Below are 20,344 nucleotides of genomic sequence, written 5' to 3' on the forward strand. Positions count from 1 at the left end.
CCGGCCCGACACGGAGGGACGATGGGACTGACGGGAAACCCCCATACCCATCCCTGATACCGATCGAGCAGCTCCCGACTACCCGAGCCCCCGCCCCGCCTCCCCGACCCCGCCCAGTCGGCCCCCGCCCCACCCCACCCCCCCGTCCCTTGACATAGTTAGTGATTGAGCAATAACTTTGTCTCATGGTCAGGATGAGCGCAGACGAGCGGCGTGAGAGCGTCATTCGCGCGGCGGTGCACGAGTTCGCGCGTGGGGGTTACTACGGGACCTCCACCGAGGCGATCGCCAAGCGGGTGGGTGTCTCGCAGCCGTACCTCTTCCGGCTCTTCCCCAGTAAGCAGGCCATCTTCCTGGCCGCCGCCGAGCGCTGCCTGAGGGAGACGCGCGACCTCTTCGCCACCGCCGCCGAAGGGCTGCAGGCGGAGGAGGCCACGCAGGCGATGGCGAACGCCTACACCCGGCTGATCGCCGAGGATCCCGACAAGCTGCAGATGCAGCTCCAGATGTACGTCACCGTCGCCGCCGCCGAGGCGGCCGGGGACCACGAGCTCGGCGAGCTCGTGCGCAAGGGCTGGATGGAGCTCTGGGACACGGTCCATGTGCCCTTCGGCGGGGACATCGGCGAGACCACGACCTTCATGGCGTACGGAATGCTGATCAACACTCTCGCCGCCATGGGCTTCCCGCCGGAGCACCGGGTCTGGGAGGGGCTCTATCCGACGGCGCGCGCCACGCGTCGTCTGGAGAAGTGAGGGCGCGCGAGATCTGCTCGCGCGCATTTTCATGATCATGAAAGTTAGTCAGCAATAACTAACAACTCGCAGGGGGAAATCGTGCAGACGCAAGACACCAAGCTCCGGGGGCCCGCCGTCTGGGCCCTCGTCCTCACCGGCGTGGCCAGCTTCATGGCCGCACTCGACAACCTGGTCGTCACCACCGCCCTCCCCGCCATCCGTGAGGATCTCGGCGGCAAGCTGGAGGACCTGGAGTGGACGGTGAACGCGTACACGCTCACCTTCGCCGTCCTCCTCATGTTCGGTGCCGCCCTCGGGGACCGCTTCGGCCGCCGCCGGCTGTTCATCGCGGGTCTCGCGGTCTTCACGGGCGCCTCCGCCGCGGCCGCTCTCTCGCCCGGCATCGACGCGCTCATCGCCGCCCGCGCCGTGCAGGGCGTCGGCGCGGCGATCATGATGCCGCTCACGCTCACCCTGCTCACCGCCGCCGTCCCGGCCGCCCGCCGCGGCATGGCCCTCGGGATCTACGGCGCCGTCACCGGCCTCGCCGTCGCCAGCGGCCCCCTCATCGGCGGCAGCCTCACCGAGCACATCTCCTGGCAGTGGATCTTTTGGCTCAACGTGCCGATAGGCCTCGCCCTGATCCCGCTCGCCCGCCTGCGCCTCGCCGAGTCCACCGCCCCCGGCGCTCGCCTCGACATCCCGGGCACCCTGCTCATCAGCGGCGGCCTCTTCGGCATCGTCTACGCCCTGGTCAACGCCAACTCCGAGGGCTGGACCAGCGCCCCCGTCCTGACCGGCCTGATCGTCGGCAGCGCGCTCGTCGGCGGCTTCATCCACCACGGCTTCAACAACGCCAACCCCATGCTCCCCATGCGGCTCTTCCGTGACCGCGGCTTCCTCGGGATCAACCTGGCCAGCCTGCTCATGTTCCTCGGCATGTTCGGCTCGATCTTCCTGCTCAGCCAGTTCCTCCAGGGCGTCGCCGGCTACTCGCCCACCGAGGCCGGTCTGCGCATGCTCCCCTGGACCGGAATGCCGATGATCGTCGCCCCGCTGGCCGGGATCCTCTCCGACCGCATCGGCGGCCGTCCCGTCGTCGCCGCCGGGCTCGCCTTCCAGGCCCTCGGTCTCGGCTGGTTCGCGGCGATCCTGAGCGCGGACGTCTCGTACGCCGCCCAGCTCCCGCCGCTGATCCTCAGCGGCATCGGTATGGCCCTCTACTTCGCCCCCGCGGCCAACGTCCTGATGTCCACCGTCACCCCGGCCGACCAGGGCAAGGCCTCCGGCACCAACAACGCGCTGCGCGAGGTCGGCGGAGCCCTCGGCGTCGCGGTCCTGGCCTCCGTCTTCTCCTCCCAGGGCGGCTACGAATCCCCGCAGGCCTTCACCGACGGCACCATCCCCGCCCTGTGGATCGGCGCCGGCGCGGTCGCCCTCGCCGCCGCCCTGGCCCTGCTGGTGCCCCGCAAGGCCAAGGCCGCCCCGGTGCCCGCGGGCCGGACCACCGCCGTCCCGGACAAGGTCCCCGCCGCCGGCTGACCCCGCCCACACCCGACCCAGACCGACAAGGAGCGCCCGCCATGCCCGACATCCCCTGGTCCACGCCCACCCAGGCAGCCCCCGACGCCGAGGTCTACGTCATGGCCTCCCGCTTCGAGACCGCCACGCTCGCCGGCGCCGTCAAGTTCTTCTTCAAGGCGCCCGGCATCATCCTCCAGATCCGCAAGGCCCCCGGTGCCCACGGCGTCGCCCTGCGCGCCCGCGTCTTCAGCCGGACCTTCCTCACCCTCTCCGCCTGGGAGGACCGGGACGCGCTCCACCGCTTCGCCCGCAGCGAGCCCCACCGCACCAGCTCCCGCGCCGCCAGCGCGTACATGAAGGAATCGGCCTTCACCTACTGGACCGTGCGGGCCGGTGAGCTCCCCCTCACCTGGGCCGACGCCGAACGCCGCCTCGCAGAGCAGAAGACGGGCTACTGACCCGGCCGGTACGGGGGACGAGCGAGTACGGTCCGTGGCCCCGCAGGGATGCGAGGGGCACGGACCGTACTCTTGTCCACGTGCAGGAACTCCACGATGCCCCCCTCGCCCCGCTGACCACCTTCCGTCTCGGTGGTCCCGCCGCCCGCCTGGTCACCGCGACCACCGACGCCGAGGTCGTCGCCACCGTGCGCGCCGCGGACGAGAGCGGCACCCCGCTCCTGGTCATCGGCGGCGGCAGCAACCTGGTCATCGGCGACCGGGGCTTCGACGGCACCGCCCTGCGCATCGCGACCACCGGATTCGACCTGGACGGGACGGGGCTGGAGCTCGCCGCGGGCGAGAACTGGAGCGACGCCGTCGCCCGCACCGTCGAGGCCGGCCTCGCCGGCGTCGAGTGCCTCGCGGGCATCCCCGGCTCGGCCGGCGCCACCCCGATCCAGAACGTCGGTGCGTACGGCCAGGAGGTCTGCGACACCATCACCGAGGTCGTCGCCTACGACCGCACCAGCGGCGAAACGGTCACCCTGAGCGCCGCCGAGTGCGCCTTCCGGTACCGCAACAGCACCTTCAAGGACCAGCCCGGCCGCTACATCGTCCTGCGCGTGCGCTTCGCCCTGGAGGACGCCGGCGGCCTGTCCGCGCCGATCAAGTACCCCGAGACCGCCCGCGCCCTCGGCGTCGAGGCAGGCGACCGGGTCCCCGCCGCCACCGCCCGCGAGACGGTGCTGCGGCTGCGCGCCGGCAAGGGCATGGTCCTCGACCCCGCCGACCACGACACCTGGTCGGCCGGCTCCTTCTTCCACAACCCGATCCTGACCGACGAGGCCTACGCCGCCTTCCTCGCCCGCGCCCAGGACCGCCTCGGCCCCGACACCGCCCCGCCCGCGTACCCCGCCGGCGACGGCCGTACGAAGACCAGCGCGGCCTGGCTGATCGACAAGGCCGGTTTCACCAAGGGCTACGGCACCGGCCCGGCGCGCATCTCCACCAAACACACCCTCGCCCTCACCAACCGCGGCGAGGCCACCACCGAGGACCTCCTCACCCTGGCCCGCGAGGTCGTCGCGGGCGTCCACGCGGCCTTCGGCGTCACCCTGGTCAACGAGCCGGTGACGGTCGGCGTCAGCATCTGAGGAGCCCCGGCCGCCCATGCTCTGTCCCCTGCACGGGGCCGGTACGGACCCCACCCGTCTCGTGGGGCGCACGCTCAGCCGAGTCGTCGCGTCCTGGCACATCAGCGACGGAGAACGCTCCGAGGCGCCCCTCGACGTCTGGCTGATCGACAGCATCGGCGACACCATCCGGATCACCACCGGATCCGACCAGTGCCTCATCGTCGAGTCCGCCACCCCGCACGCGGCGTACGACATGGGGGAGTGGGGCCGCATCGAGGTCGGTGAGGACCTCGGCGACCACCCCTTCCTGCGGCACCTCGGCGAGACCGTCGCCTCGGTCGCCGAGTTCGCCCTGCCCGAGCAGGGCCGCACCCACCTGGAGATCGGCTTCCTGGACGGCGGGCGGGTACGCGCCGACTGCTACGAGGGGGACCTGCGGCTCACCCGGTGAGCCAGTGGTCGATCCCCGCCAGCAGCTTGGCCTGCACCTCTTCGGGAGCCGCGCTGGCGCGCACCGACTGGCGGGCCAGCTCGGCGAGCTCCGCGTCCGTGAAGGCGTGGTGGCGGCGGGCGATCTCGTACTGGGCCGCGAGCCGGGACCCGAAGAGCAGCGGGTCGTCGGCGCCCAGCGCCATGGGGACCCCGGCCTCGAAGAGGGTGCGCAGCGGGACGTCCTCGGGCCGCTCGTAGACCCCGAGGGCGACGTTGGAGGCCGGGCAGACCTCGCAGGTGATCTGCCGGTCGGCGAGCCGCTTGAGCAGCCGGGGGTCCTCGGCGGCCCGCACCCCGTGCCCGATGCGGGAGGCGTGCAGATCGTCGAGGCAGTCGCGGACGGAGGACGGGCCGGTGAGCTCACCGCCGTGCGGTGCGGCGAGGAGGCCGCCCTCGCGGGCGATGGCGAAGGCCCGGTCGAAGTCGCGGGCCATGCCGCGGCGCTCGTCGTTGGAGAGACCGAAGCCGACGATGCCGCGGTCGGCGTAACGGACGGCGAGGCGGGCGAGGGTGCGGGCGTCGAGGGGGTGCTTCATGCGGTTGGCGGCGATGAGGACCCGCATGCCGAGGCCGGTCTCGCGGGAGGCCGCGTCGACGGCGTCGAGGATGATCTCGACGGCCGGGATCATCCCGCCGAGCAGGGGGGCGTAGGAGGTGGGATCCACCTGGATCTCCAGCCAGCCGCTGCCGTCCCGTACGTCCTCCTCCGCGGCCTCGCGGACCAGGCGCCGGATGTCGTCGGGCTCGCGCAGGCAGGAGCGGGCGGCGTCGTAGAGCCGCTGGAAGCGGAACCAGCCGCGCTCGTCGGTGGCGCGGAGCTTGGGCGGCTCCCCGGCCGTGAGGGCGTCGGGGAGGCGCACGCCGTACTTGTCGGCGAGCTCCAGCAGGGTCGATGGCCGCATCGACCCGGTGAAGTGCAGGTGGAGGTGGGCCTTGGGCAGAAGCGTGAGATCGCGTGCGTGCTCCATCTGGTGATCCTGCCGTACCGCTGCGCTCGGCGGGAGGGGGTTTTACCGATCGGGGGCTTGCGCGAACGCGTGAACGGGTGCGTCGCCGTTGCCGGGGGCGCTGCCCCCGGACCCCCGCGCCTCAAACTCCCCCAGCTACCGCTGGGAGGTGCCCCCTGGCGGGGCCGGGGGAGCCGGCGGGGCCGGAAACACCTGGGCGGCGGCACCCCAGGGGTGCCGCCGCCCAGGTCGCGCTGCGGGCCGCGTCAGGCCTTGGCCTCCGCCAGGAGCTTCTGGATGCGGGATACGCCCTCCACCAGGTCCTCGTCGCCCAGGGCGTAGGACAGGCGCAGGTAGCCGGGGGTGCCGAAGGCCTCGCCCGGGACGACCGCGACCTCGACCTCGTCCAGGATCAGGGCGGCGAGCTCGACGGAGCTCTGCGGGCGCTTGCCGCGGATCTCCTTGCCGATGAGCTCCTTGACCGACGGGTACGCGTAGAACGCGCCCTCGGGGGTCGGGCAGAAGACGCCGTCGATCTCGTTGAGCATCTTCACCATCGTCTGGCGGCGGCGGTCGAAGGCCTTGCGCATCTCCGCGACCGCGTCGAGGTTGCCCGAGACGGCGGCCAGCGCGGCGACCTGCGCCACGTTGGAGACGTTGGAGGTGGCGTGCGACTGCAGGTTGGTCGCCGCCTTGATGACGTCCTGCGGGGCGATGACCCAGCCCACGCGCCAGCCCGTCATCGCGTACGTCTTGGCGACGCCGTTGACGATGATGCACTTGTCGCGCAGGGCCGGGACCAGGACCGGCAGCGAGGTGAACTTCGCCTCGCCGTAGACGAGGTGCTCGTAGATCTCGTCCGTCAGCACCCACAGGCCGTGCTCGGCGGCCCACTCGCCGATCGCGCGGGCGTCGGCCTCGCTGTAGACCGAGCCGGTCGGGTTGGACGGGGAGACGAACAGGACGACCTTGGTGCGCTCGGTGCGCGCGGCCTCCAGCTGCTCGACGGAGACGCGGTAGCCGGTGGTCTCGTCGGCGACGACCTCGACCGGGACACCGCCGGCGAGACGGATGGACTCCGGGTAGGTGGTCCAGTACGGGGCCGGGACGATGACCTCGTCACCCGGGTCCAGGACGGCCGCGAAGGCCTCGTAGATCGCCTGCTTGCCGCCGTTGGTCACCAGGACCTGCGAGGCGTCCACCTCGTAGCCGGAGTCGCGCAGCGTCTTGGCGGCGATCGCGGCCTTCAGCTCGGGCAGACCGCCGGCCGGCGTGTAGCGGTGGTACTTGGGGTTGCGGCAGGCCTCGACCGCCGCCTCGACGATGTAGTCCGGGGTCGGGAAGTCGGGCTCGCCGGCACCGAAGCCGATCACCGGGCGCCCGGCGGCCTTGAGGGCCTTGGCCTTGGCGTCCACGGCGAGGGTGGCGGACTCGGAAATGGCGCCGATACGGGCGGACACCCGGCGCTCGGAGGAAGGCGTTGCAGAGGTCATGCGGGCAATCGTCCCAGACGGCAAAGAACCGCCGCACACCGTTTCAGTCAACGGACCGACGCATGTCAGCTCAGGCGCTGTTCGACGTCACGGCCCGGTTCACGTACACTCACCTGTCGTTGGACCTCGCCAGCCGCTGCAAAGCGTGAGCACTCCGTGCACTCGCTCGGATGCGGTAGGTTGGGGGACGCAAAGGGTCGTAGCTCAATTGGTAGAGCACTGGTCTCCAAAACCAGCGGTTGGGGGTTCGAGTCCCTCCGGCCCTGCTCCACACTCCATCTCGGACGTGTGTGCGCAGGTACGTACTTTGATGCAACGCCGTGCGGCGCAACCGGGCGCGGTACGGCCACGACCCGGATTCAGGTGAGAGACGTGACGGACGCCCTGGGCTCCATCGACATGCCTGACGCCGAGGACGAGACGCGCGAGAAGAAGGCCCGCAAGGGCGGCAAGCGCGGCAAGAAGGGCCCTCTGGGCCGGCTCGCGCTTTTCTACCGCCAGATTGTCGCGGAACTCCGCAAGGTTGTTTGGCCGACTCGCAACCAGCTCACGACGTACACCACCGTGGTGATTGTCTTCGTGGTCATCATGATCGGTCTGGTGACCGTGATTGACTTTGGGTTTGAAAAAGCCATCAAGTTCGTCTTCGGCTGATCCCCGCGGAGGGCGGCGCCTTGATGGTGTCGCCCGTTTTCGCATGTTCCACCACCTTTTGTATCCAGGAAGAAGCAGCCACCGTGTCTGACCCGAACCTGAACGCGAGCCACGACTCCGTCGAGTCCGTCGAGGACGAGCTCGACATCGTCGAGGCGGCGGACGCTGTGGAGCCCGACGAGGCCGAGCTCGCCGACGTCGAGGCGGGTGTCGCCGCCGAAGAGGCCGCGATGCACGTCGAGTCCGACGAGGACGACGAGGACGAGGACGACGCCGAGGTTGACGTCGAGATCGAGGTCGACGCCGAGCTCGAAGAGGCTGCTGACGACGCCGAGGCCGACGAGGAAGAGGCCGAAGAAGCCGCTCCGGTCGAGCCCGCCGAGCCCGTCGACCCCATCCAGGCCCTGCGCGAGGAGCTGCGCCTGCTCCCCGGCGAGTGGTACGTGATCCACACCTACGCCGGCTACGAGAAGCGCGTGAAGGCCAACCTGGAGCAGCGCGCCGTCTCGCTGAACGTCGAGGAGTTCATCTACCAGGCCGAGGTGCCCGAGGAAGAGATCGTCCAGATCAAGAACGGCGAGCGCAAGAACGTCCGGCAGAACAAGCTGCCCGGCTACGTTCTCGTCCGCATGGATCTGACGAACGAGTCCTGGGGTGTCGTCCGCAACACGCCTGGCGTCACCGGCTTCGTCGGCAACGCGTACGACCCGTACCCGCTGACCCTGGACGAGATCGTCAAGATGCTCGCCCCGGAGGCGCAGGAGAAGGCCGCCAAGGCCGCCGCGGAAGAGGCCGGTCTGCCCGCGCCCGCCGTCAAGCGCACCATCGAGGTCCTGGACTTCGAGGTCGGCGACTCGGTCACCGTCACCGACGGCCCGTTCGCGACGCTGCAGGCGACCATCAACGAGATCAACCCCGACTCGAAGAAGGTCAAGGGCCTCGTCGAGATCTTCGGCCGCGAGACCCCGGTCGAGCTCAGCTTCGACCAGATCCAGAAGAACTGATCTTCTGAGCGACAGCTTCCGGACAGGTCAGATCGCCCCGTGAAGGGCGGTCTGACCTGCTCGGTTTTTAGCCCCGCACCGATACCCGTTATCGTGGTGCGGTATGCCTCCATCCGGATGACCGGATCGGCGGCTGAAAACTCTCACTAGGACCCGGAGAGAGCAATGCCTCCCAAGAAGAAGAAGGTCACGGGGCTTATCAAGCTCCAGATCAAGGCCGGTGCGGCCAACCCGGCTCCGCCGGTCGGCCCCGCGCTCGGTCAGCACGGCGTCAACATCATGGAGTTCTGCAAGGCCTACAACGCCGCGACCGAGTCGCAGCGTGGCATGGTCGTGCCGGTGGAGATCACGGTCTACGACGACCGCTCCTTCACCTTCATCACCAAGACTCCGCCGGCCGCGCGCCTCATCCTGAAGCACGCGGGCATCGAGAAGGGCTCCGGCGAGCCCCACAAGACCAAGGTCGCCAAGCTCACGGCTGCCCAGGTCAAGGAGATCGCCGAGCTGAAGATGCCCGACCTGAACGCCAACGACATCGACGCCGCCGTCAAGATCATTGCCGGCACCGCGCGTTCGATGGGCGTCACCGTCGAAGGCTGATCCAGCCACCCCCAGCACCATCAGTGGTAGGGCCAAGCGCTGGTCCGCACCACGACTCCATGCCTGAAGCCAAAACACAGGAGCAGAAGTGAAGCGCAGCAAGACTCTCCGCGCTGCGGACGCCAAGGTCGACCGGGAGAAGCTGTACGCCCCGCTCGAGGCCGTCCGTCTCGCCAAGGAGACCTCCGCGACCAAGTTCGACAGCACCGTCGAGGTCGCCTTCCGCCTGGGTGTCGACCCGCGCAAGGCCGACCAGATGGTCCGTGGCACCGTGAACCTCCCGCACGGCACCGGCAAGACCGCCCGGGTCCTGGTCTTCGCGACCGGTGACCGTGCTGCGGCCGCGGAAGCCGCCGGCGCCGACATTGTCGGCGACGACGAGCTGATCAACGAGATCGCCAAGGGCAACCGCCTGAACGAGTTCGACGCCGTTGTGGCCACCCCGGACCTCATGGGCAAGGTCGGCCGCCTCGGCCGCGTGCTCGGTCCCCGTGGCCTGATGCCGAACCCGAAGACCGGCACCGTCACGATGGACGTCGCGAAGGCTGTCACCGAGATCAAGGGTGGCAAGATCGAGTTCCGCGTCGACAAGCACTCGAACCTGCACTTCATCATCGGCAAGGTCTCCTTCTCCGATGACAAGCTGGTCGAGAACTACGGCGCGGCCCTGGACGAGATCCTTCGTCTGAAGCCGTCCGCCGCGAAGGGCCGCTACATCAAGAAGGCCGCCCTCAGCACCACCATGGGCCCCGGCATCCAGCTGGACCCGAACCGCACCCGGAACCTCCTCGTCGAGGAAGACCCGGCTGCTGTCTGAGCCTGACGGCTCACCGAGTGGCTCAGCGGGCCCCTCGCCCCCTTCACAGGGTGGCGGGGGGCCCGCTTCCGTGTTCGGGGCCACATACCCCTTGATGGGGGCTTAAGGGGGCGCGACCCGACAGAGCGGGAACGTAGGGTCGGATCGAACAAGCGATTGATCGCAGGGCGCGGGGGCCTGACCGTCCCGCGTGCCGCCAGTCGTACGAATTCTCAGAACAAAGATCCACGCACGGATCCACGCATGGGGGAGAACCAGATGAAGAAGGCTGTCCGGACCCGGGCCGGTATCGCGGTGGCGGGCACCGCACTGCTCGTGGGCGGCCTCACGGCCTGCGGTGGCGACAAGGCCGACGCCGGCACCGGCAAGGCCGACGGGGGCAAGGGAGCCGAGGCGAAGGCGCATTCCTCCGTGGAGGCGGTGAAGGCGTCCTACCTGAAGACGGTGGCCGCCAAGTTCGCCAAGGCGGAGCTGTCCATGGTCGGGGCCGACGGCAAGACCCGCGGTCAGTCCGGGACCAAGGGCTGGTACCCGTCCAGCCACGACGTGATCCTCAAGAGCGAGAAGCCCGACACCCGCTCGATCATGATCGGCGACATGACGTACACCGGCCTGGCCCAGCCCCGGGACGGCAAGACCTGGATGAGCATGAACCTGGCCAAGGACGGCAAGCCAGGGGTCCGGCTCAACGACGACCCGGCCGAGTACCTCGCGATGCTGCTGGGCCAGGAGAAGCTCACGCACGTCGGCGCCGAGAAGACGGCCGACGGCATCGACGCCGAGCACTACAAGGGCAGCTTCACCACCGCGGACCTGCTCAAGGCGGACGAGTCCACCAAGGTCATGGAGGAGGCGAACCGCCAGTACCTCCACGAGGCCGTGCAGCACATCACCACCTTCGAGGTGGACCTGTGGATCGGAAAGGACGGCTACCCGGTCCGCGCGGACACCGTGAGCACGGACGGTGAGGGCACGAGGAAGACCACGGCGAAGTTCTCCGACTTCGCCGCCGCAGCCCCGGTCCAGGCCCCGCCGGCCGAGCAGGTCGTCTCCCTCGACGACCTGAACAAGGAGACCGACCGCAAGCTGAAGGAGGCCGACCAGAAGCTCCGGGACGCCGGACTGGGCGGCCTGGACCTCGACTCCTGAGGCGATTTGCCTCGGCTGCACCCCTTCACGTAGTCTTCTCCAGAAGCCAAAGACCGCTGGTCGTTGCCGTGCCCGCAAGGGTTCGGTGGCCGAAGGATCCGTTGAATGCGGACGACCCGCGTAGGTGACTGTGGAAGGTTCCCGGAATTCGTTCCGGTTGAGCCACGCCCTGGCGCCTATGCCGGGGCGTTTCTTATTTCAGCCCCTTCTGAGCGGTCCTCATCACCCGGAAGGAGGCGAACGCACCATGCCGACGCCCAACAAGGCTGCATCGGTAGCCGAGCTCAAGGACGCGTTCCAGAGCTCGAACGCCGCCGTGCTGACCGAGTACCGGGGTCTCACCGTCGCGCAGCTCAAGACGCTGCGTCGCTCCCTTGGTGAGAACGCCCAGTACGCCGTGGTGAAGAACACGCTGACCAAGATTGCGGCCAACCAGGCCGGGATCACCGCGCTGGACGAGCACTTCGCTGGTCCGACCGCGGTCGCCTTCATCACCGGTGACCCGGTGGAGTCGGCGAAGAGCCTGCGTGACTTCGCCAAGGACAACCCGAACCTCATCATCAAGGCGGGTGTCCTTGATGGTAAGGCGCTCACCGCCGATGAGATCAAGAAGCTTGCGGACCTTGAGTCCCGCGAGGTTCTGCTCAGCAAGCTGGCCGGCGCGTTCAAGGGCAAGCAGTCTCAGGCTGCCTCGCTCTTCCAGGCGCTGCCGTCGAAGTTCGTCCGCACCGCGGAAGCGCTTCGCGTCAAGCTCGCCGAGCAGGGCGGTGCCGAGTAATTCGGCTCGCGCACTGATCCACGCCGCCTAGTGCGTGGGTCGTAGCGGGCCGTTACGCCCGCCTCTATATACATCCGGCACCTGCCGATTTAGTGGAAGGATCGCCCATCATGGCGAAGCTCTCTCAGGACGACCTCCTCGCCCAGTTCGAGGAGATGACCCTCATCGAGCTCTCCGAGTTCGTCAAGGCCTTCGAGGAGAAGTTCGACGTCACCGCCGCCGCGGCCGTCGCCGCTGCCCCGGCCGCCGGTGGCCCGGTTGCCGACGCCCCCGAGGAGCAGGACGAGTTCGACGTCATCCTCACCGGTGCCGGCGACAAGAAGATCCAGGTCATCAAGGTCGTGCGTGAGCTGACCTCCCTGGGTCTGAAGGAGGCCAAGGACCTCGTGGACGGCGCTCCGAAGCCGGTCCTCGAGAAGGTCGCCAAGGAGGCCGCTGACAAGGCCGCCGAGTCCCTCAAGGCTGCCGGCGCGGCTGTCGAGGTCAAGTAACACCTCTGAGGCCCTCCAGGGCCTCAACCAAGGGCGATCACCCGTAAGGGTGGTCGCCCTTTGGCGTACCCGTAGTGCCTGACTTGCCCTGGTCTCGTTGGGGAGTAGGGTGATCATCGTTGCTCCGATGCAGGGTCCGAAGATGATCCGCTCGGAGCAGGGGGCCTTGACGAACGGGACGCGGCGCGCAATTCTCAGTCCCGTCGAGAGGTCGACCACCTGGATCCGAGATCCGAGGCATGGATCGACTACGAAGAGGGCAGTACTGATACGCGCTCTGTGCACGAGTACGGGCGCCGCAGCGTTGGACACAGTGTTGGTTGAACGACATGGGGAAGGCCTGTTGCCGGTTTCCGGAAACCTGGTCTGGACATCAGTGAGCCGAGTGGCTACACTGACCCTTTGCGCTGCCTGTTAGCTGTCCCCTGCCCGTCGCCAGGGACATGCCCACGCTTGAGCACACTTGATTGATCCACCCTGACCTGGCCTTTTCGGTTGGATTTGGGGGGCTTGTCTTCTGTGTCTGCTGGGACCGGTACGCGCGTAGTGAGTCCGAGCCCTCGGAAGGACCCCCTCTTGGCCGCCTCGCGCAACGCCTCGACCAATACGAACAACGGTGCCAGCACCGCCCCGCTGCGCATCTCCTTTGCAAAGATCAAGGAGCCCCTCGAGGTTCCGAACCTCCTGGCGCTGCAGACCGAGAGCTTTGACTGGCTTCTCGGCAATGCCGCCTGGAAGTCTCGCGTCGAGTCGGCGCTTGAGAGTGGACAGGACGTCCCCACCAAGTCCGGTCTGGAAGAGATCTTCGAGGAGATCTCGCCGATCGAGGACTTCTCCGGGTCGATGTCGCTGACCTTCCGCGACCACCGTTTCGAGCCGGCGAAGAACTCTGTCGACGAGTGCAAGGAGCGCGACTTCACGTACGCGGCTCCGCTGTTCGTTACTGCCGAGTTCACGAACAACGAGACCGGAGAGATCAAGTCTCAGACGGTCTTCATGGGCGATTTCCCGCTCATGACCAACAAGGGCACCTTCGTCATCAACGGCACCGAGCGTGTCGTCGTGTCGCAGCTTGTCCGCTCCCCCGGTGTCTACTTCGACTCCTCCATCGACAAGACGTCCGACAAGGACATCTTCTCCGCCAAGATCATCCCGTCCCGGGGTGCCTGGCTGGAGATGGAGATCGACAAGCGCGACATGGTCGGTGTCCGCATCGACCGCAAGCGCAAGCAGTCCGTCACCGTTCTCCTGAAGGCTCTCGGCTGGACCACCGAGCAGATCCTTGAGGAGTTCGGCGAGTACGAGTCCATGCGCGCCACCCTGGAGAAGGACCACACCCAGGGTCAGGACGACGCGCTGCTCGACATCTACCGCAAGCTGCGTCCGGGCGAACCGCCGACCCGCGAGGCTGCTCAGACGCTGCTCGAGAACCTCTACTTCAACCCGAAGCGCTACGACCTCGCCAAGGTCGGCCGCTACAAGGTGAACAAGAAGCTCGGCGCCGACGAGCCGCTCGACGCCGGTGTGCTCACCACCGACGACGTCATCGCGACGATCAAGTACCTGGTCAAGCTGCACGCCGGCGAGACCGAGACGACCGGCGAGTCCGGCCGTTCGATCGTGGTCGAGACCGATGACATCGACCACTTCGGCAACCGTCGTCTGCGTAACGTCGGCGAGCTCATCCAGAACCAGGTCCGCACGGGTCTGGCTCGTATGGAGCGCGTCGTCCGCGAGCGCATGACGACCCAGGACGTCGAGGCCATCACGCCGCAGACCCTGATCAACATCCGGCCGGTCGTCGCCTCCATCAAGGAGTTCTTCGGCACCAGCCAGCTGTCGCAGTTCATGGACCAGAACAACCCGCTCTCGGGCCTGACCCACAAGCGCCGTCTGTCGGCGCTGGGCCCCGGCGGTCTGTCCCGTGAGCGGGCCGGCTTCGAGGTCCGTGACGTTCACCCGTCGCACTACGGCCGCATGTGCCCGATCGAGACCCCTGAAGGCCCGAACATCGGTCTGATCGGCTCGCTCGCGTCCTACGGTCGCGTCAACGCGTTCGGTTTCGTCGAGACCCCGTACCGCAAGGTCATCGACGGTGTCGTCACCGACGAGGTCGACTACCTGACGGCCGACGAGGAAGACCGCTTCGTCATCGCCCAGGCCAACGCCGGCCTGTCCGAGGACATGCGCTTCACCGAGAACCGCGTGCTGGTGCGCCGTCGTGGTGGCGAGATCGACTACATCGCCGGCGACGACGTCGACTACATGGACGTCTCCCCGCGCCAGATGGTGTCCGTCGCGACCGCGATGATCCCCTTCCTGGAGCACGACGACGCCAACCGTGCCCTCATGGGCGCGAACATGATGCGCCAGGCCGTTCCGCTCATCAAGGCGGAGGCCCCGCTGGTGGGCACCGGCATGGAGTACCGCTGTGCGGTCGACGCCGGTGACTCGATCCGTGCGGAGAAGGACGGTGTCGTCCAGGAGGTCTCGGCCGACTACATCACCGTCGCCAACGACGACGGCACGTACACCACGTACCGCGTCGCCAAGTTCTCCCGCTCGAACCAGGGCACCTCGGTCAACCAGAAGGTCATCGTCAACGAGGGTGACCGGATCATCGAGTCCCAGGTCCTCGCCGACGGTCCCGCGACCGAAGAGGGCGAAATGGCCCTCGGCAAGAACCTGCTCGTCGCGTTCATGCCGTGGGAAGGTCACAACTACGAGGACGCGATCATCCTGTCGCAGCGCCTCGTGCAGGACGACGTCCTCTCCTCGATCCACATCGAGGAGCACGAGGTCGACGCCCGTGACACCAAGCTGGGCCCCGAGGAGATCACCCGGGACATCCCGAACGTCTCCGAGGAGGTCCTCGCCGACCTCGACGAGCGCGGCATCATCCGCATCGGTGCGGACGTCGTCGCCGGCGACATCCTGGTCGGCAAGGTCACGCCCAAGGGTGAGACCGAGCTGACCCCGGAGGAGCGCCTGCTCCGCGCGATCTTCGGTGAGAAGGCCCGCGAGGTGCGTGACACCTCGCTCAAGGTCCCTCACGGTGAGATCGGCAAGGTCATCGGTGTCCGCGTCTTCGACCGCGAGGAGGGCGACGAGCTTCCTCCGGGCGTGAACCAGCTGGTCCGCGTCTACGTCGCCCAGAAGCGCAAGATCACCGACGGTGACAAGCTCGCCGGCCGCCACGGCAACAAGGGTGTCATCTCCAAGATCCTTCCGATCGAGGACATGCCCTTCCTTGAGGACGGCACGCCGGTCGACATCATCCTGAACCCGCTGGGTGTCCCGTCCCGAATGAACCCGGGACAGGTCCTGGAGATCCACCTCGGCTGGCTCGCCAGCCGCGGCTGGGACGTCTCCGGGCTCGGCGAGGAGTGGGCCGAGCGTCTGAAGGTCATCGGGGCCGACCGTGTCGAGCCCGGTACCAACGTCGCCACCCCCGTGTTCGACGGTGCCCGCGAGGATGAGCTCGCCGGCCTCTTCGAGCACACCATCCCGAACCGCGACGGTGACCGCCTGGTCCTCCCGTCCGGTAAGGCGCGCCTGTTCGACGGCCGCTCCGGCGAGCCGTTCCCGGACCCGATCTCGATCGGGTACATGTACATCCTCAAGCTCCACCACCTGGTCGACGACAAGCTCCACGCTCGGTCGACCGGTCCGTACTCGATGATCACGCAGCAGCCGCTGGGTGGTAAGGCGCAGTTCGGTGGCCAGCGCTTCGGTGAGATGGAGGTGTGGGCGCTTGAGGCTTATGGCGCCGCTTACGCCCTCCAGGAGCTGCTGACCATCAAGTCCGACGACGTCACCGGCCGCGTGAAGGTCTACGAGGCCATCGTCAAGGGCGAGAACATCCCCGAGCCGGGCATTCCCGAGTCCTTCAAGGTGCTCATCAAGGAAATGCAGTCGCTCTGCCTCAACGTGGAGGTGCTGTCCTCGGACGGCATGTCCATCGAGATGCGCGACACCGACGAGGACGTCTTCCGCGCGGCGGAGGAGCTCGGTATCGACCTGTCCCGGCGCGAGCCGAGCAGCGTCGAAGAGGTCTGACGGGCCTGACGGGGGGCTCGCTCAAGAGCCCCCCGTCATCCCCGGGACCGTTCAGACCATGATTGAGACTCGACCCCGAAAGAGGGATTGACGCACAGTGCTCGACGTCAACTTCTTCGACGAGCTGCGGATCGGCCTTGCCACCGCGGACGACATCCGAACCTGGTCGCACGGCGAGGTCAAGAAGCCGGAGACCATCAACTACCGCACCCTCAAGCCCGAGAAGGACGGACTCTTCTGCGAGAAGATCTTCGGTCCTACCCGGGACTGGGAGTGCTACTGCGGTAAGTACAAGCGTGTCCGCTTCAAGGGCATCATCTGTGAGCGTTGTGGCGTCGAGGTCACGCGCGCCAAGGTGCGCCGTGAGCGGATGGGCCACATCGAGCTTGCCGCTCCCGTCACCCACATCTGGTACTTCAAGGGCGTCCCGTCGCGCCTCGGATACCTGCTGGACCTCGCGCCGAAGGACCTTGAGAAGGTCATCTACTTCGCCGCGTACATGATCACGTTCGTCGACGACGAGCGTCGCACCCGCGACCTCCCGTCGCTGGAGGCGCACGTCTCCGTCGAGCGCCAGCAGATCGAGAACCGCCGTGACGCGGACCTCGAAGGCCGGGCCAAGAAGCTCGAGACCGACCTGGGCGAGCTTGAGGCCGAGGGCGCGAAGGCCGACGTACGCCGCAAGGTGCGCGAAGGTGCCGAGCGCGAGATGAAGCAGCTCCGTGACCGCGCCCAGCGCGAGATCGACCGCCTCGACGAGGTGTGGGCCCGCTTCAAGAACCTCAAGGTCCAGGACCTGGAGGGCGACGAGCTCCTCTACCGCGAGCTGCGTGACCGCTTCGGCACGTACTTCGACGGCTGCATGGGCGCCGCCGCGCTGCAGAAGCGCCTGGAGTCCTTCGACCTCGAGGAGGAGGCCGAGCGCCTCCGCGAGATCATCCGTACCGGCAAGGGCCAGAAGAAGACCCGTGCGCTCAAGCGCCTCAAGGTCGTCTCCGCGTTCCTGCAGACCAGCAACAAGCCCAAGGGCATGGTTCTGGACTGCGTGCCGGTGATCCCGCCGGACCTGCGTCCGATGGTGCAGCTGGACGGTGGCCGCTTCGCGACCTCCGACCTGAACGACCTGTACCGCCGCGTGATCAACCGCAACAACCGTCTGAAGCGTCTCCTCGACCTCGGTGCCCCCGAGATCATCGTGAACAACGAGAAGCGCATGCTTCAGGAGGCCGTGGACGCCCTCTTCGACAACGGTCGTCGTGGTCGTCCGGTGACCGGTCCCGGTAACCGTCCCCTGAAGTCCCTCAGCGACATGCTGAAGGGCAAGCAGGGTCGATTCCGTCAGAACCTTCTCGGCAAGCGTGTGGACTACTCCGCGCGTTCCGTGATCGTCGTCGGTCCGCAGCTGAAGCTGCACCAGTGTGGTCTGCCCAAGGCCATGGCGCTGGAGCTCTTCAAGCCGTTCGTGATGAAGCGCCTGGTGGACCTGAACCACGCGCAGAACATCAAGAGCGCCAAGCGGATGGTCGAGCGCGGCCGCACGGTCGTCTACGACGTCCTCGAAGAGGTCATCGCCGAGCACCCGGTCCTGCTGAACCGTGCGCCCACGCTGCACCGCCTCGGCATCCAGGCCTTCGAGCCCCAGCTGGTCGAAGGCAAGGCCATCCAGATCCACCCGCTCGTCTGCACCGCGTTCAACGCGGACTTCGACGGTGACCAGATGGCCGTGCACCTGCCGCTCTCCGCGGAGGCGCAGGCCGAGGCCCGCATCCTGATGCTGTCCTCGAACAACATCCTCAAGCCGGCCGACGGCCGTCCGGTCACGATGCCGACCCAGGACATGGTCCTCGGTCTGTTCTTCCTGACCACCGACGGTGAGCTCCGTGACACCAAGGGCGAGGGCCGCGCGTTCGGCTCCACGGCCGAGGCGACCATGGCGTTCGACAACGGCGAGCTCGCGCTGCAGTCGTCCGTCGACATCCGCTTCCCGGTGGGCACCATCCCGCCGCGTGGCTGGGTGCCGCCGGTCGCCGAAGAGGGCGAGCAGGAGTTCCAGCCGGGCGACAGCTTCCGTCTGAAGACGACCCTGGGTCGCGCGCTCTTCAACGAGCTGCTGCCCGAGGACTACCCGTTCGTCGACTACTCGGTGGGCAAGAAGCAGCTCTCCGAGATCGTCAACGACCTGGCGGAGCGCTACCCCAAGGTCATCGTGGCGGCGACGCTCGACAACCTGAAGGCGGCCGGCTTCCACTGGGCGACCCGTTCGGGCGTCACCGTGGCCATCTCCGACGTCGTCGTGCCCGAGGCCAAGAAGGCCATCGTCGCGGGCTACGAGGCGATGGACGAGAAGGTCCAGAAGCAGTACGAGCGCGGTCTCATCACCAAGGACGAGCGCACGCAGGAGCTCATCGCGATCTGGACCAAGGCGACCAACGAGGTTGCCGAGGCGATGAACGCGAACTTCCCCAAGACGAACCCCATCTTCATGATGGTTGACTCGGGTGCCCGAGGAAACATGATGCAGATGCGACAGATCGCCGGTATGCGTGGTCTGGTGTCGAACGCGAAGAACGAGACCATCCCGCGTCCGATCAAGGCGTCCTTCCGTGAGGGCCTCACCGTTCTGGAGTACTTCATCTCCACGCACGGTGCCCGTAAGGGTCTGGCGGACACCGCCCTGCGTACCGCCGACTCGGGTTACCTGACCCGTCGTCTGGTGGACGTCTCGCAGGACGTGATCATCCGCGAGGAGGACTGTGGCACCGAGCGCGGTCTGAAGCTGAAGATCGCCGTCCGCGGCGAGGACGGCGTGCTGCGCAAGGCCGACGACGTCGAGACCTCGATCTACGCCCGCATGCTGGCCGAGGACGTCGTCATCGACGGCAAGGTCATCGCGCCGGCCAACGTCGACCTCGGTGACGTGCTCATCGACGCCCTGGTCGCCAACGGCGTCGAGGAGGTCAAGACCCGCTCGGTCCTGACCTGTGAGTCCGCGGTCGGCACCTGTGCCTTCTGCTACGGACGCTCGCTCGCCACCGGCAAGCTGGTCGACATCGGTGAGGCGGTCGGCATCATCGCCGCCCAGTCCATCGGTGAGCCCGGTACCCAGCTGACGATGCGTACCTTCCACACCGGTGGTGTGGCCGGTGACGACATCACGCAGGGTCTGCCGCGTGTCGTCGAGCTCTTCGAGGCCCGTACCCCGAAGGGTGTCGCCCCGATCTCCGAGGCCGCCGGCCGCGTGCGGATCGAGGAGACCGAGAAGACGAAGAAGATCGTCATCACGCCCGACGACGGCAGCGACGAGACGGCGTTCCCGATCTCGAAGCGCGCCAAGGTCATCGTGCACGAGGGCGACCACGTCGAGGTGGGCCAGAAGCTCACCATGGGTGCCACCAACCCGCACGACGTGCTGCGCATCCTCGGTCAGCGTGCCGTCCAGGTCCACCTGGTCGGCGAAGTCCAGAAGGTCTACAACTCGCAGGGCGTGTCGATCCACGACAAGCACATCGAGATCATCATCCGGCAGATGCTGCGCCGCGTGACGATCATCGAGTCCGGCGACGCGGAGCTCCTGCCGGGCGAGCTGGTCGAGCGGTCGAAGTTCGAGACCGAGAACCGTCGTGTGGTCACCGAGGGCGGTCACCCCGCCTCCGGCCGTCCGCAGCTGATGGGTATCACCAAGGCCTCGCTCGCGACCGAGTCGTGGCTGTCGGCGGCGTCCTTCCAGGAGACGACCAGGGTTCTGACGGACGCGGCGATCAACGCCAAGTCCGACTCCCTGATCGGCCTCAAGGAGAACGTCATCATCGGTAAGCTCATCCCGGCCGGTACGGGCCTCGCCCGCTACCGCAACATCCGGGTGGAGCCCACCGAAGAGGCCAAGGCCGCGATGTACTCGGCCGTCGGTTACGACGACATCGACTACTCGCCCTTCGGCTCCGGCTCCGGCCAGGCTGTCCCGCTGGAGGACTACGACTACGGCCCGTACAACGGCTAAGAGCTCGTAAGAAGAAGCCCCCCGCT

The 20,344-nt window shown here is 67.7% G+C and carries 16 protein-coding genes and 1 tRNA gene; 15 read left to right on the forward strand and 2 right to left on the reverse strand.

Annotation, left to right across the window (positions count from 1 at the left end; all coding sequences use genetic code 11):
- The first annotated feature begins 185 nt into the window (after positions 1 to 185).
- The 5 genes from ACFY0D_RS17155 (at position 186) to ACFY0D_RS17175 (ending at position 4,288) form a co-directional block, all read left to right on the forward strand.
- Positions 186 to 755 (forward strand): TetR/AcrR family transcriptional regulator, encoded by a 570-nt coding sequence (locus ACFY0D_RS17155; protein WP_390799101.1) that lies wholly within the window; start codon positions 186 to 188, stop codon positions 753 to 755.
- Between the two features lie 81 nt (positions 756 to 836).
- The gene (locus ACFY0D_RS17160; protein ID WP_390799102.1) at positions 837 to 2,279 is read left to right on the forward strand and encodes an MFS transporter; all 1,443 of its coding nucleotides are present in this window, start codon (positions 837 to 839) and stop codon (positions 2,277 to 2,279) included.
- Positions 2,280 to 2,320: 41 nt separating this feature from the next.
- Positions 2,321 to 2,719 (forward strand): DUF3291 domain-containing protein, encoded by a 399-nt coding sequence (locus ACFY0D_RS17165; RefSeq protein ID WP_390799103.1) that lies wholly within the window; start codon positions 2,321 to 2,323, stop codon positions 2,717 to 2,719.
- A complete protein-coding gene (locus tag ACFY0D_RS17170; protein WP_390799338.1) occupies positions 2,716 to 3,855 on the forward strand; it encodes a UDP-N-acetylmuramate dehydrogenase in 1,140 nt (379 codons plus the stop codon). The genes ACFY0D_RS17165 and ACFY0D_RS17170 overlap by 4 nt, the downstream gene beginning before the upstream one ends.
- A gap of 16 nt (positions 3,856 to 3,871) precedes the next feature.
- Positions 3,872 to 4,288, forward strand: coding sequence for a hypothetical protein (locus ACFY0D_RS17175; protein ID WP_030011236.1), 417 nt, complete (start codon positions 3,872 to 3,874; stop codon positions 4,286 to 4,288).
- On the opposite strand, the gene ACFY0D_RS17180 is transcribed toward ACFY0D_RS17175, so the two are convergent.
- Together ACFY0D_RS17180 and ACFY0D_RS17185 are read right to left on the reverse strand one after the other, a co-directional pair.
- On the reverse strand, positions 4,278 to 5,297 hold the full coding sequence (locus tag ACFY0D_RS17180; RefSeq protein WP_390799104.1) for an adenosine deaminase: 1,020 nt from the start codon (positions 5,295 to 5,297) through the stop codon (positions 4,278 to 4,280). The genes ACFY0D_RS17175 and ACFY0D_RS17180 overlap by 11 nt on opposite strands.
- Before the next feature lie 245 nt (positions 5,298 to 5,542).
- Positions 5,543 to 6,769: a pyridoxal phosphate-dependent aminotransferase gene (locus ACFY0D_RS17185; protein WP_266603862.1), complete on the reverse strand. Its 1,227-nt coding sequence runs from the start codon at positions 6,767 to 6,769 to the stop codon at positions 5,543 to 5,545.
- A 193-nt stretch (positions 6,770 to 6,962) separates the two neighbouring features.
- On the opposite strand from ACFY0D_RS17185, the gene ACFY0D_RS17190 reads away from it, so the two are divergent.
- From ACFY0D_RS17190 to ACFY0D_RS17235, 10 genes are all read left to right on the forward strand, one after another.
- Positions 6,963 to 7,035 (forward strand) — tRNA-Trp (locus ACFY0D_RS17190).
- 106 nt (positions 7,036 to 7,141) lie between these two features.
- Positions 7,142 to 7,423: a preprotein translocase subunit SecE gene (gene secE, locus ACFY0D_RS17195; protein ID WP_030388883.1), complete on the forward strand. Its 282-nt coding sequence runs from the start codon at positions 7,142 to 7,144 to the stop codon at positions 7,421 to 7,423.
- An 83-nt stretch (positions 7,424 to 7,506) separates the two neighbouring features.
- Positions 7,507 to 8,427 carry a transcription termination/antitermination protein NusG gene (gene nusG / locus ACFY0D_RS17200; RefSeq protein ID WP_390799105.1) on the forward strand — a complete coding sequence of 307 codons (921 nt, stop codon included), beginning with the start codon at positions 7,507 to 7,509 and terminating at the stop codon, positions 8,425 to 8,427.
- A gap of 165 nt (positions 8,428 to 8,592) precedes the next feature.
- Positions 8,593 to 9,027, forward strand: a complete 435-nt coding sequence (gene rplK / locus ACFY0D_RS17205; RefSeq protein ID WP_030008445.1) for a 50S ribosomal protein L11 — start codon at positions 8,593 to 8,595, stop codon at positions 9,025 to 9,027.
- Positions 9,028 to 9,115: 88 nt separating this feature from the next.
- Positions 9,116 to 9,844: a 50S ribosomal protein L1 gene (rplA, locus tag ACFY0D_RS17210; protein WP_030008446.1), complete on the forward strand. Its 729-nt coding sequence runs from the start codon at positions 9,116 to 9,118 to the stop codon at positions 9,842 to 9,844.
- Positions 9,845 to 10,087: 243 nt separating this feature from the next.
- Positions 10,088 to 10,993 (forward strand): hypothetical protein, encoded by a 906-nt coding sequence (locus ACFY0D_RS17215; RefSeq protein WP_390799106.1) that lies wholly within the window; start codon positions 10,088 to 10,090, stop codon positions 10,991 to 10,993.
- Positions 10,994 to 11,240: 247 nt separating this feature from the next.
- The gene (gene rplJ / locus ACFY0D_RS17220; RefSeq protein ID WP_030008449.1) at positions 11,241 to 11,771 is read left to right on the forward strand and encodes a 50S ribosomal protein L10; all 531 of its coding nucleotides are present in this window, start codon (positions 11,241 to 11,243) and stop codon (positions 11,769 to 11,771) included.
- Positions 11,772 to 11,881: 110 nt separating this feature from the next.
- Complete coding sequence (gene rplL / locus ACFY0D_RS17225; protein ID WP_030725973.1) at positions 11,882 to 12,262, forward strand: 50S ribosomal protein L7/L12; 381 nt, start codon at positions 11,882 to 11,884, stop codon at positions 12,260 to 12,262.
- Between the two features lie 576 nt (positions 12,263 to 12,838).
- The gene (rpoB, locus tag ACFY0D_RS17230) at positions 12,839 to 16,321 is read left to right on the forward strand and encodes a DNA-directed RNA polymerase subunit beta (RefSeq protein ID WP_030008451.1); all 3,483 of its coding nucleotides are present in this window, start codon (positions 12,839 to 12,841) and stop codon (positions 16,319 to 16,321) included.
- A gap of 97 nt (positions 16,322 to 16,418) precedes the next feature.
- Entirely contained in the window at positions 16,419 to 20,318 is a 3,900-nt protein-coding gene (locus tag ACFY0D_RS17235; RefSeq protein ID WP_030388876.1) for a DNA-directed RNA polymerase subunit beta', read from the forward strand.
- Positions 20,319 to 20,344 lie beyond the last annotated feature (26 nt).

It is taken from the genome of Streptomyces sp. NPDC001502 (assembly GCF_042894785.1).
Lineage (GTDB): Bacteria > Actinomycetota > Actinomycetes > Streptomycetales > Streptomycetaceae > Streptomyces > Streptomyces kutzneri.